This window comes from Morganella morganii, assembly GCF_019243775.1.
GTDB lineage: Bacteria > Pseudomonadota > Gammaproteobacteria > Enterobacterales > Enterobacteriaceae > Morganella > Morganella morganii.
In genome coordinates this window covers 2,540,058-2,552,771 of record NZ_CP069157.1, presented here as the reverse complement: position 1 = coordinate 2,552,771, position 12,714 = coordinate 2,540,058, and the positions used below count along the sequence as shown (strand labels likewise).

Annotated in this window: 9 protein-coding genes; 4 read left to right on the top strand and 5 right to left on the bottom strand. The window is 50.0% G+C overall.

Annotated elements, in window-relative coordinates; translation table 11 throughout:
* The first annotated feature begins 45 nt into the window (after positions 1–45).
* On the top strand, positions 46–1,338 hold the full coding sequence (gene serS, locus JL661_RS12325; protein WP_004235811.1) for a serine--tRNA ligase: 1,293 nt from the start codon (positions 46–48) through the stop codon (positions 1,336–1,338).
* 76 nt (positions 1,339–1,414) lie between these two features.
* On the opposite strand, the gene JL661_RS12320 is transcribed toward serS, so the two are convergent.
* From JL661_RS12320 to ycaO, 5 genes are all read right to left on the bottom strand, one after another.
* The gene (locus tag JL661_RS12320) at positions 1,415–2,581 is read right to left on the bottom strand and encodes a CyaA/EF/ExoY family adenylyl cyclase toxin (protein ID WP_062772325.1); all 1,167 of its coding nucleotides are present in this window, start codon (positions 2,579–2,581) and stop codon (positions 1,415–1,417) included.
* A 302-nt stretch (positions 2,582–2,883) separates the two neighbouring features.
* Positions 2,884–3,624, bottom strand: a complete 741-nt coding sequence (gene pflA / locus JL661_RS12315; protein WP_004235814.1) for a pyruvate formate lyase 1-activating protein — start codon at positions 3,622–3,624, stop codon at positions 2,884–2,886.
* A gap of 104 nt (positions 3,625–3,728) precedes the next feature.
* Positions 3,729–6,011, bottom strand: coding sequence for a formate C-acetyltransferase (gene pflB, locus JL661_RS12310; RefSeq protein WP_004235815.1), 2,283 nt, complete (start codon positions 6,009–6,011; stop codon positions 3,729–3,731).
* Between the two features lie 54 nt (positions 6,012–6,065).
* A complete protein-coding gene (gene focA / locus JL661_RS12305) occupies positions 6,066–6,926 on the bottom strand; it encodes a formate transporter FocA (RefSeq protein ID WP_004235816.1) in 861 nt (286 codons plus the stop codon).
* A gap of 305 nt (positions 6,927–7,231) precedes the next feature.
* A complete protein-coding gene (gene ycaO, locus JL661_RS12300) occupies positions 7,232–9,013 on the bottom strand; it encodes a 30S ribosomal protein S12 methylthiotransferase accessory factor YcaO (RefSeq protein WP_004235817.1) in 1,782 nt (593 codons plus the stop codon).
* Positions 9,014–9,366: 353 nt separating this feature from the next.
* Here ycaO and serC point away from each other — a divergent pair, with 353 nt between their 5' ends.
* From serC to cmk, 3 genes are all read left to right on the top strand, one after another.
* Positions 9,367–10,452, top strand: a complete 1,086-nt coding sequence (serC, locus tag JL661_RS12295; RefSeq protein ID WP_062772328.1) for a 3-phosphoserine/phosphohydroxythreonine transaminase — start codon at positions 9,367–9,369, stop codon at positions 10,450–10,452.
* 85 nt (positions 10,453–10,537) lie between these two features.
* Positions 10,538–11,815 (top strand): 3-phosphoshikimate 1-carboxyvinyltransferase, encoded by a 1,278-nt coding sequence (gene aroA / locus JL661_RS12290; RefSeq protein WP_049246896.1) that lies wholly within the window; start codon positions 10,538–10,540, stop codon positions 11,813–11,815.
* A 116-nt stretch (positions 11,816–11,931) separates the two neighbouring features.
* On the top strand, positions 11,932–12,621 hold the full coding sequence (cmk, locus tag JL661_RS12285) for a (d)CMP kinase (RefSeq protein WP_004235820.1): 690 nt from the start codon (positions 11,932–11,934) through the stop codon (positions 12,619–12,621).
* Positions 12,622–12,714: the final 93 nt, after the last annotated feature.

Sequence of the window (12,714 nt, the reverse complement as noted above, 5' to 3'; positions counted from 1 at the left end):
CTCCGTTACTGACACTCACGTTATAACAACAAGCACAGGAATAGCATGCTCGATCCAAATTTACTGCGTAATGAGCTGGACGCGGTTGCCGAAAAACTGGCTCGCAGGGGTTTTACCCTGGATGTGGACACGCTGCGCACTCTCGAAGAGCGCCGCAAGGTTTTACAAGTTGAAACTGAAACTCTGCAGGCTGAACGCAACTCCCGATCGAAGTCCATTGGTGAAGCGAAAGCCCGCGGTGAAGACATTGAAGCAGTGCGCCGTGAAGTGAACCTGTTAGGGGATAAACTGGATGCTGCCAAATCTGCGCTGGATGAAGTGCAGGCCGAGTTACGCACCATTGCTCTGAATATTCCTAACCTTCCGGCAGACGAAGTGCCGTTTGGTAAAGATGACAGCGATAACCCTGAAGTCAGCCGCTGGGGCACACCTAAGCAGTATGATTTCGAAGTGCGCGATCACGTTTCACTGGGCGAAATGACTGATGGCCTGGATTTCCCGGCTGCCGTCAAACTGACCGGTGCGCGTTTTGTCGTGATGAAAGGCCAGATTGCCCGCCTGCATCGCGCTATCGCACAGTTCATGCTGGATCTGCACACAGAACAGCACGGCTATCAGGAAATCTATGTACCGTATCTGGTTAACCACGATACGCTGTACGGTACCGGTCAGTTACCGAAATTTGCCGGTGACCTGTTCCATACCAAACCACTGGAAGAAGAAGCGGAAACCAGCAGCTATGCGCTGATCCCGACAGCCGAAGTGCCTGTCACCAACCTGGTCCGTGACGAAATTCTGGATGAAGCTGATCTGCCGCTGCGTATGACCGCTCATACACCGTGCTTCCGTTCCGAAGCGGGTTCGTATGGCCGTGATACCCGTGGTCTGATTCGTATGCACCAGTTTGACAAGGTTGAGCTGGTTCAGATTGTGCATCCGGAAAAATCCATGGAAGCTCTGGAAGAACTGACCGGCCACGCTGAGAAAGTATTACAGCTGCTGAACCTGCCATACCGTAAAGTGCTGCTGTGCACCGGCGATATGGGCTTCGGTTCCCGTAAAACCTATGACCTCGAAGTCTGGGTTCCGGCGCAGAACACCTACCGTGAAATCTCATCCTGCTCTAACTGCTGGGATTTCCAGGCGCGCCGTATGCAGGCTCGCTTCCGTGGTAAAGATGATAAAAAACCACAGCTGGTTCATACCCTGAACGGCTCCGGTCTGGCTGTCGGCCGTACCCTTGTGGCTATCATGGAAAACTATCAGCAGGCTGATGGTCGTATCGAAATTCCGGAAGTATTACGTCCGTATATGAAAGGTCTGACACATATCGGCTGATTGCCGGTCAGTTGTCACTGATCTGATAAAAATCCCGCCGGTGAAAATCTGCGGGATTTTTTATATCCCTGAACCATTACAGGGTATTAAACAGTTTTCTGGTAGCTTCAAAGCTTTCCCGGCGCAGTGACGGGATCTCATCACTCCACAGCGGGTTATGGGGTACCATAAAGCCATGACATTCCAGCGTATGGATCACTGTCCGCAAACCCTCAATATCGTTTGCCAGCAGCATTTGCGGTAATCCGTCCAGCGGCTCCGGCAGGAAAAAGGTGGCAGGGAAATTGGCCCCTATCTCAGAAAAAGGGTTAGTGGCATCCATACTGTGATGCACGACTTCTCTGCCTTCCCCGCGAAACAGAACTGCATTAATCTGTAGGATCAGCGCGGTGATTCTCGGGGTGTTATTACCAAAATGAGGATCTTCCCTCTCCAGTAATTCACGGCGGATAATCTCTTTTGTCGACCCGCGGCGCAGCAGATAAGGCCGTTTCTCCGCAAATGCGTCTGCGCTGACATCCGGGTTATGCGGAATATCCTGACTGCCGAAATCTTCCGTACGGGGAGCCACAATCATCAGGTCATAGTCAGCGGTCAGTGGCTTATTCAGTTGCGGGGAACAAAGAATCTGCACCGGGGTATCATTTTTCTGCGCATAGATAGCATATAAATCATTTTCAGCCGGTTTCGCGGTGAATAAATGCAGATGACCATGAGGCGACTTGCTTTCGAGTGTGATAAATCCGTTTTTATCCGGCTGATGGCGGGTAAGTAATCCCATATGAACCAGTTCGTTTATACGCGAACCGGTTATTTGCAGATTATCTGCGATAGCATGTCCATCCCGCAGGCATTCTGCGACTTTCCTGTTCATCAGTTCAGTCTTATGTTTCTGTCCGCACAGTTTACTGTAAAACTGATCAACCGGAATAAAGCCGGCCATCGGCCCCCAGTTGGCACTTTTCCCTTTGATATTAAAATTTTTGGTCGGGTAACCGGCACTGATAAGGCCGGTTGCGGTCGCCTCAACCGGACGGAAGCTGATCACCAGTTGCTGCTTTTCAGCTAATGCCTGAAGCGGGGCAAGATGCTCTGCAGCGATACCTGTCTGTGAAATGACGGTTTGCCGGTCTGTTATCAGCCCCGGGAATGCGGCTGTGGCATCGGAAGAAAGCGGGGGCGATGATATTTCCGGGGGACTGACAGAATCGGGTAAAGAAGGTGAGCCGGAGATCTTGTACATGTGTTGATTATCCATTGTTGCCAAAAGGTCAGGATAAAAAACTGGCAGGAAAAAAGTGTCAGAAAACAACCGGAAACAGTATAAATAAGATTACAGGCTGACTATATTTTCTGTTTAGGTTGCAGATTTAGTTATTTCCGGCTCTGCTAGGAGATGTATTTTATTGGTTTTTAAATCTTAAATTTTATTCTTCTTCGGTTTCAGACGCCGCCCGGTAAGTAAAACAAAAGATAAACGAACAGGGGGGATACAAATAAAAACAGCACACCGGGGTGTGCTGTCAGAAATAGCAGTGAGATAACTTAATACATCACTTTATGACCATAGCTTTCCAGGATGGATTTCACTTTTTCCATGGTCTCTTTTGACGGCGGCTTAACACCATCAAGTTTGTATTCTTCATTCATTGCCGTCCATTTATGCTTTCCTAACTCATGGTAAGGCAGCAGTTCAATCTTCTCGATATTCTTCATATCTTTGGTGAAATCACCGAGAAGGTGGGCGGAATGCTCATCATCAGACCAGCCCGGCACGACAACATAGCGTACCCAGGTTTTCTGATTGCGTTCAGCGAGATAACGGGCGAACTGTAATGTGCGGTGATTGGATACGCCGACTAAATTCTGGTGGATGCTGTCATCGAGTTGTTTTAAATCCAGCATAACCAAATCGGTTACTTCCATCAGCTCGTCAATGACCGGGTCATAACGGCGGACAAAACCATTGGTATCCAGGCAGGTGTGAATACCTTCTTTTTTACACTCACGGAACCAGTCACGCACGAACTCAGCCTGCAGTATCGCTTCACCACCGGATGCTGTCACACCGCCGCCGGATGCATTCATAAAGTGGCGGTATGTGACCGCTTCTTTCATTAACTCGTCCACAGTGACTTCCTGACCGTCATGCAGATCCCATGTATCGCGGTTATGACAATACAGGCAACGCATCAGACAGCCCTGGAAAAAGACGATAAAACGAATGCCCGGGCCATCAACGGTCCCGCAGGATTCAAATGAGTGAATACGACCTAATACTGACATGACAGGATTACTCCAAAACTGACCAGTTATAATAAAGGCCCCGAAACAGAGGGGCCTTTTAGTTTATGTCATTTTAATAAGACAGCAAATGGTTACCGCACAAATTACATGGATTTTGTGAATGTACGGGTAATAACGTCTTTCTGCTGTTCTTTAGTCAGTGAGTTGAAACGAACTGCGTAGCCTGAAACACGGATAGTCAGCTGAGGATATTTCTCAGGATTTTCCATTGCTTCTAACAGCATTTCACGGTTCATTACGTTCACGTTCAGGTGCTGACCACCTTCGATGCTTGATTCGTGGTGGAAGTAACCATCCATCAGGCCTGCCAGGTTAGTACGACGAACATCGTCATCTTTACCTAATGCGTTTGGTACGATAGAGAAGGTGTAAGAAATACCATCTTTCGCGTAAGCAAACGGCAGTTTAGCAACGGAAGTCAGAGAGGCAACAGCACCTTTCTGGTCACGGCCGTGCATAGGGTTAGCACCTGGTCCGAACGGAGCGCCTGCGCGACGGCCGTCCGGAGTGTTACCGGTTTTCTTACCATACACAACGTTAGAAGTGATGGTCAGAATTGACTGTGTAGGAACCGCGTTACGGTACATGTGGTGTTTCTGAATTTTCTTCATGAAACGTTCAACGATGTCACATGCGATGTCATCAACACGGGAGTCGTTGTTACCGAACTGCGGATATTCGCCTTCGATTTTGAAGTCAACAGCCAGGCCGCTTTCGTCAATAATCGGGCTTACTTTCGCATATTTAATAGCAGACAGGGAGTCAGCTGCAACAGACAGACCTGCGATACCACATGCCATAGTACGATATACGTCACGGTCATGCAGAGCCATCAGAGCTGCTTCGTAGCTGTACTTGTCGTGCATATAGTGGATGCAGTTCAGTGCAGTTACATAGTTAGTTGCCAGCCAGTCCATGAATTCATCCAGACGAGCCATAACAACATCATAATCCAGAACATCTGTGTGAATTGGTTCGTGTTTAGGACCAACCTGGATTTTCAGTTTTTCGTCAACACCGCCGTTGATTGCATACAGCAGGGTTTTAGCCATGTTTGCACGGGCACCGAAGAACTGCATTTGTTTACCGACAACCATCGGGCTCACGCAGCATGCGATTGCGTAGTCATCGTTATCAAAGTCAGGACGCATCAGGTCATCGTTCTCATACTGTACAGAAGAGGTATCGATAGACACTTTAGCTGCATAACGTTTGAAGTTCAGAGGCAGTTTTTCAGACCACAGGATGGTCATGTTTGGTTCCGGTGAAGGACCCATGGTGTACAGGGTGTTCAGGAAACGGAAGCTGTTTTTGGTTACCAGAGTACGGCCGTCGGTACCCATACCTGCCAGTGATTCTGTTGCCCAGATTGGGTCACCGGAGAACAGTTCATCATACTCAGGGGTACGCAGGAAGCGGACCATACGCAGTTTCATGATCAGGTGGTCAACGATTTCCTGAGCTTCAACTTCGGTGATTTTACCTTGTTCCAGGTCACGCTGAATGTAAACGTCCAGGAATGTGGAAACACGGCCGAAGGACATTGCAGCACCATTCTGAGACTTAACAGCAGCCAGGTAGCCGAAGTAAGTCCACTGTGCAGCTTCCTGAGCGTTAGCAGCAGGACGGGAGATATCCAGACCGTATTTGGCAGCCATTTCTTTCATCTGGCCTAATGCACGGTGCTGTTCTGCGATTTCTTCACGCAGCTGGATAGTTTCACGCAGATCTTCGCCGCTTTCTAATTTAGCCTGCAGAGAAGTGAACTGTGCGAATTTGTCTTTCATCAGGAAGTCGATACCGTACAGTGCAACACGACGGTAGTCACCGATGATACGACCACGGCCGTATGCGTCAGGCAGACCGGTCAGAACACCGGATTTACGGCAGCGGATGATGTCCGGAGTATAAACGTCGAACACACCCTGGTTGTGCGTTTTACGGTATTCGGTGAAGATTTTTTCGATTTCCGGGTTCATTTCGCGGCCGTAGGCTTTGCATGAACCTTCGATCATACGGATACCACCGAACGGCAGCATTGCACGTTTCAGAGGTTTTTCAGTCTGCAGACCAACGACTTTTTCTAAAGACTGGTCGATGTAACCGGCATCGTGAGAAGTGATAGTAGACGGCAGATCAGTGTCAAAATCGATAGGAGCGTGGGTACTGTTTTCGATTTTGATGCCTTCCATAACTTTCGCCCACAGAGCAGTTGTTGCCTCTGTAGCGCCCGCTAAGAAAGACTCATCGCCTTCATATGGGGTGTAGTTTTTCTGGATAAAGTCACGGACGTTAACTTCCTGTGACCAGTCACCCAGATTAAAGCCTTGCCATGCTGAAGCGAATTTTTCATTTAATTCTGACATGATACTTTACCTTTTAACAATGGAACTTAGAAATTCAGTCGTGATAAACAGAGATTAATGCTTCTGGTCACCGCGTAAATGAATCAGCCAATAAGTCAGACCTACTAAAACTGCACCACCAATAATGTTGCCGATGGTGACCGGAATCAGGTTGTTAATCACGAAATCAGAAACTGTCAGGGACGGAAACTGTTCAGGCGACGAACCAACCATAGTCCAGAATTCAGAAGGTGCAAAATTTTTAATCGCAATCCCCATCGGGATCATAAACATATTGGCGATACTGTGCTCAAATCCGCTGGCAACAAACATACCGATAGGTAAGACTAAAGCTAAAAGTTTATCGGTCAGACTACGGCCTGCGTAGCTCATCCATACCGCCAGACAAACCATTAAGTTTGCCAGAATCCCGAGACAGACGGCTTCAATAAAGGTGTGATGAAGCTTATGATCCGCTGTTTGCAGGATATTTAATCCCCACAGCCCGTCGGCTGCCATATACTGTCCGGCGTACCAGATGAGGGCGACAAAGAAGAGGGCGCCGACCAGGTTACCGAAATACACGCGGGTCCAGTTTGCAAACATCTGTCCCCAGGTGATACGCCCGGTGGCTTTTGCCACGCTGGTTAATACGGTGGAGGTGAATAAGTCAGCCCCGCAAACCACAACCAGCATCAGACCGAGCGAGAAACATAAACCACCGATAAGTTTAGCGATACCAAAAGGCACTATGCCTGCGGTACCGGTGGTGGCTGTAATATAAAAGACAAAACCTACTGAGATGAATATTCCTGCCATAAATGCAGATAAGTATGTGATGTGAGGGGCTTTCGTTGCTTTATAGACACCCACATCGTCTGCAACATGTGCCATATCGGCAGGAGATAATAAATTAAAAAGTGCGTCAGTTTTCATAATGCTAACTGTCTCTTGATTCCAAATAATTATAGCACGCAATGATAGTAACAAAGGGTGAAAAAATTAAACTTGATGTGGATCATAAAGGCGTTCAAGAGAATCGTCAAATACCCTGAAAAAAGTTGAAAAATCAATGTAAGTTTATGTATATAAAGGAAAAACAATTTTTTAAAAATTGTAATATATTTTTATTTTTTGTTTTTTATTTAATTAAAGTAAAAAATCAGGTTAACTTGTCGTTTTTGTGTTACTTAAAACGAACAAATTAACCTAATATTTACGTTTATTGCTATTTACGACGATTAAATCGCATTTTTATCGTTTGGCCAAAAATGCGCTTTTGCTTTTTGCAGTTTTTCATAAGCTGCCAGCAGTGCCTGATGAGCAGGAAATGCCGTTAAATTATTATCTGATGCACATAACCCGAAGAAACAATTTTTGCCGTTCAGGGCATCCAGCGCCGCATTCAGGGTTTCCTGACCATACATACGGGCAAACGCCGGCAGGTACTGTTCTGTGTCCCGCTCCGGCTCCTGCGTTAACAGCAGCAGGGTATGCAGACAGCGGTAATAGTTTGCCCGTGCGGCACTGAGAACACTGGCGTTGAAGTCCTGTGTCCACTCCACCCAGGCCAGCGCCTGATCGGTATCACCACCGGCCAGTGCCAGCATGGATTTCAGCTCACCGATGCGCAGGGTGGACCAGCCGTTATCTTTACCGGCGGCAATGCCCAGCAATTCACGGACACGGGTAAAATCGTCATGGCCTTCTTCATCCAGCTGCGCCAGCAGAGAGAGATAATCTTCCTGACGGTAACGGCTTTCCGGCAGCGCGAGAATGGTTTCACGCAGATGAATACCCATGGCGTTATTGGCCATATGCAAATCTTCCACCGGATAGATATCTGACATGCCCGGCACCAGGATACGGCAGGCATACACACCGAGATGCTCATAATCGGCAATATACACTTCGTGGCCGGATGCCGCGAACTGTGCCATCAGTGTGGTGAATTCTTCTTCGGTGGTGCCGCGGAACTGCCAGTCAGCGAAATCATAATCCGCATCCTGTTTAAACAGATCCCAGCTGATCAGGCCGCTTGAATCAATAAAGTGAGTTTCCAGGTTGGTCTGATCCGCCACTTCCTCGTCATCAAAGGTCGGTGCAGTGAAAACATCGAGGTCTTTCAGGCTGCGTCCCTGTAACAGCTCAGTGACAGTCCGCTCCAGTGCAACACCGAAATCAGGATGAGCGCCGAAAGAGGCAAAACAGGTACCGTTGGCCGGGTTAAACAGCACCACACAGATAACCGGATACTGACCGCCGAGAGAGGCATCAAAACAGAAGATCGGGAAACCTTCGCTTTCCAGGGTGCGGATTGACTCAGTGACCTGCGGATAACGCGCCAGCACCTCTTCCGGGATCGCCGGTAAGCTGATGCGCTCAGCAATAATGCGGTTTTTCACATAACGTTCAAAGACTTCCGATAATCCCTGCACGCGGGCTTCATTGCGGGTGTTCCCGGCGGACATGCCGTTGGACACATACAGGTTGGCGACGATATTCATCGGAATATATACCGTTTTGCCGTCAGACTGGCGGGTAAACGGCAGGGCGCAGATACCGCGCTCCTCATTGGAGGATTGCAGGTCAATCAGCTGGCTGCCCTGCAAATCATTTTCCGGATCATAATAATCGCGCAGATACTGATCGAGAATACCGTCCGGCAGTGAGTCATCCTCTGTCAGCGGGAACCATTTCTCATCCGGATAGTGAACAAACTCCCCGTTGGCAATGGTTTCGCCCAGCCAGAAATCAGCAAAAAAGTAGTTGGTGGACAGACGCTCAAAATACTCGCCCAGGGCGGAGGCCAGCGCGGCTTTTTTAGTGGCCCCTTTGCCGTTGGTAAAGCAGAGCGGGCAGTCAGTATCACGGATATGCACGGACCAGACGTTCGGCACCGGGTTGAGCCACGAGGCTTCCTCTATATTGAAACCCAGTTGCTGCAGTTTCTGCTGAAAACGGCTGATGGAATCTTCGAGAGCGGCATCTTTGCCGGGAATAAAAGTATGTGTTTGCGTCATGGGATCCACAATTGCTGTAACGGCCCGCTGCATGCGGACTCAGGAATACCGGGGAAGAAAGGCGCACATAATACGGATTTTTCGTGTCAGCGGCTACCTTTGTGAATGTAAAGTTACTGCCGGGTTATTCCGCTGTATTTCCGCTGTCCGCCATGCATCTCCGGAAATACATTATATAATATCCCAATTTGATGGTCAGAGGCAGTCAGATATTCTGCCGGGTGACAAAAAGGGTTTACCGCCCATCATGCAATAAGCGTTGCAGCGAAGGGTGGGGAGTGATAAAACCGACAGACAGGGCGTATTCATATGATGGATATACAGGGCATTAATTTACAGATAGGGTGAGGTCAATGAGTCAGGTATATAACTTTAGTGCCGGTCCGGCTATGCTGCCGGTAGAAGTGCTGCGCCGTGCTGAGCAGGAACTGTGCAACTGGCGCGGGCTCGGCACCTCAGTCATGGAAATCAGTCACCGCAGTAAAGAGTTTATGTCGGTGGCAAAGGAAGCGGAAAATAATCTGCGTCAGATCCTCGCGGTGCCGGATAACTATAAAGTGCTGTTCTGTCACGGCGGCGCACGCGGACATTTTGCCGCACTGCCGATGAACCTGCTGGGCGAGAAAACCAAAGCGGATTATGTGGTGGGCGGATACTGGGCGGAATGTGCGGCAGAAGAAGCAAAAAAATATTGCACACCGAACATTATTAATGTCAGAACCGAATCGGAAGACGGTATCGGCGTGAAGCCGATGGGCGAATGGCAGCTCAGTGATGATGCAGCCTATGTTCACTACTGCCCGAATGAAACCATTGATGGTATCGCTATCCATGAAGAGCCGGATTTCGGCGATAAAATCGTGATTGCGGATTACTCCTCGGCCATCCTGTCCAAACCGCTGGATGTCAGCCGTTTCGGGATGATTTATGCGGGCGCGCAGAAAAATATCGGCCCGGCCGGGCTGACCCTGGTGATTATCCGTGAGGATCTGCTGGGCAAAGCGCGCAGAGAAACCCCGTCCATCCTCGACTATACCGTACTGAGTGAATGTGACTCCATGTTCAACACCCCGCCGACCTTTGCCTGGTATCTCTCCGGCATGGTCTTTAAGTGGCTGATTGAACAGGGCGGTTTACAGGAAATCGCCCGGATCAACTATGATAAAGCACAACTGCTTTACTCTGCGGTGGATCACTGTGATTTCTATATTAACCGTGTGGCGGCGGCCAACCGTTCCCTGATGAACGTGCCGTTCCAGATGTCTGATCCGTCACTGGACAGTAAATTCCTCGCCGAAGCACAGGCACAGGGACTGGTTTCCCTGAAAGGGCACAAAGTTGCCGGCGGGATGCGCGCCTCCATTTATAATGCGATGCCGTATGAAGGCGTGCGTGCACTGGCCGAATTTATGGCGGAGTTTGAAAGCCGCCACAGCTGATTTTTTGCAGACATTTTTCCGGGACCGGGTAAGCATCCGGCCCCGTTTTTCGTTTTTATGTTTACACACCGGAGAATAACTTCGTATGGATTCCCTGACGTTACAACCGATCGCCCGCATTAACGGGACGATTAACCTGCCCGGCTCCAAGAGTGTCTCCAACCGGGCACTGCTGCTGGCGGCACAGGCTGCGGGCACAACACGCCTTATCAACCTGCTCGACAGCGATGATATCCGCCATATGCTCAGCGCACTGCGGGAACTGGGGATCCGTTATCAGCTTTCTGACGACAAAACCGAATGTATTGTGGAAGGTCAGGGCAAACCGATCAGCGGATTTAAAGGTATTGATCTGTTCCTCGGTAATGCCGGAACGGCAATGCGCCCGCTGACTGCGGCACTGTGTCTCGGGGATAATGACATTACCCTGACCGGCGAACCGCGTATGAAAGAGCGCCCGATTGGTCATCTGACCGATGCACTGCGTCAGGGCGGCGCACAGATTGATTTTCCGGAAAATGACGGTTATCCGCCGCTGCGGATCCGCGGTGGCTTTACCGGCGGCCGCATCAGTGTGGATGGTTCCGTATCCAGCCAGTTTCTGACCGCGCTGCTGATGGCAGCACCACCGGCGGAGAATGACACCGAAATCACTATCAGCGGTGAGCTGGTGTCCAAACCGTATATTGATATCACGCTGGCGATGATGTCCTCTTTTGGCATCACGGTGGTGAATGAAGATTACCGGCGTTTCCTGATCAAAGGAAAACAGCAGTATCAGTCCCCGGGTGAATATCTGGTGGAAGGGGATGCGTCATCCGCCTCCTATTTCCTCGCGGCGGCAGCCATTAAAGGCGGCACCGTGCGGGTTACCGGCATCGGGCGTAACAGTCTGCAGGGTGACACGCAATTTGCGGCAGTGCTGGAAAAAATGGGCGCGAAAGTGACATTTGCGGACACGTACATTGAATGTACCCGCGATACTCTGCACGGCATCGATATGGATATGAACGCCATCCCGGATGCGGCGATGACGATTGCCACCACCGCGCTGTTCGCCGAAGGGACAACCACTATCCGCAATATCTATAACTGGCGGGTGAAAGAGACAGACCGTCTCAGTGCAATGGCAGCTGAACTGCGTAAAGTCGGCGCACAGGTGGAAGAGGGGCATGATTACATTCAGGTCACCCCGCCGGCAAAACTGCAGCATGCGGAAATTGAAACCTATAACGATCACCGCATCGCCATGTGTTTCTCGCTGGTGGCACTGTCAGACACCCCGGTCACGATCCTCGATCCGGGCTGTACGGCAAAAACCTTCCCCGGCTACTTCAGTGAGCTGGCGGCACTGTCAGAATAAAAAAACGCCGTTCTGCGCGCAGGGCGTTTCCTCTGCTGTCACAGATGCGTATAATACGGGCATCTTTTTTCAGGCGGCCGTTGTGACGGCCGCCGGACTGCGACAGGAGAGCGCGCATGGCAGTATATGTTCCGGTCATTACCATTGACGGCCCGAGCGGCGCGGGCAAAGGTACCCTTTGTCACGCACTGGCAAACGAAATGGGATGGCATTTACTGGACTCCGGCGCAATTTACCGCGTTCTGGCACTGGCGGCACTGCATCATCATGTGGATATCACTTCGGAAGATGCACTGGTTCCGCTGGCGGCTAATCTGGATGTGAAATTCCTGGCAAAAGACACCGGTCCTGAGACAATTCTGGAAGGTGAGGATGTCAGCCGGGCTATCCGTCAGGAAGAAGTGGGTATGACAGCCTCGCAAATCGCGGCGTTCCCGCGTGTCCGTGAAGCTCTGCTGCGCCGTCAGCGCGCATTCCGTGTGGCGCCGGGCCTGATTGCCGACGGCCGCGACATGGGCACGGTAGTATTCCCGGATGCCCCGGTGAAAATTTTCCTCGACGCGAGTGCGCAGGAGCGCGCCCACCGCCGGATGAAGCAGTTGCAGGACAAAGGCTTTAGTGTTAATTTTGACCGCCTTCTTGCTGAGATAGAAGAGCGTGATTTCCGCGACCGCAACCGTGCGGTTGCCCCGCTGGTGGCTGCCGGCGATGCGCTGATTCTGGACTCAACAACCATGTCAATTGACGACGTTATTGCCGAAGCCCTTCGTTATACGAAGGAAAAACTGGCAGAAACGGCGGAATGATAAACAAAATTTGCGGAAAATCTGACTGAAAACGTGTTTTTTAGTAGGTTTCTGTATTCGTTTTTGTTTATAATGTTAAGTTGAAGTTTTTTA

What these genes read in the sequence shown, in the direction of transcription:
- serS (WP_004235811.1), top strand. Translation starts at nt 46, where the DNA reads ATGCTCGATCCAAATTTACTGCGTAATGAGCTGGACGCGGTTGCCGAA.
- JL661_RS12320 (WP_062772325.1), bottom strand. Translation starts at nt 2,581, where the DNA reads ATGTACAAGATCTCCGGCTCACCTTCTTTACCCGATTCTGTCAGTCCC.
- pflA (WP_004235814.1), bottom strand. Translation starts at nt 3,624, where the DNA reads ATGTCAGTATTAGGTCGTATTCACTCATTTGAATCCTGCGGGACCGTT.
- pflB (WP_004235815.1), bottom strand. Translation starts at nt 6,011, where the DNA reads ATGTCAGAATTAAATGAAAAATTCGCTTCAGCATGGCAAGGCTTTAAT.
- focA (WP_004235816.1), bottom strand. Translation starts at nt 6,926, where the DNA reads ATGAAAACTGACGCACTTTTTAATTTATTATCTCCTGCCGATATGGCA.
- ycaO (WP_004235817.1), bottom strand. Translation starts at nt 9,013, where the DNA reads ATGACGCAAACACATACTTTTATTCCCGGCAAAGATGCCGCTCTCGAA.
- serC (WP_062772328.1), top strand. Translation starts at nt 9,367, where the DNA reads ATGAGTCAGGTATATAACTTTAGTGCCGGTCCGGCTATGCTGCCGGTA.
- aroA (WP_049246896.1), top strand. Translation starts at nt 10,538, where the DNA reads ATGGATTCCCTGACGTTACAACCGATCGCCCGCATTAACGGGACGATT.
- cmk (WP_004235820.1), top strand. Translation starts at nt 11,932, where the DNA reads ATGGCAGTATATGTTCCGGTCATTACCATTGACGGCCCGAGCGGCGCG.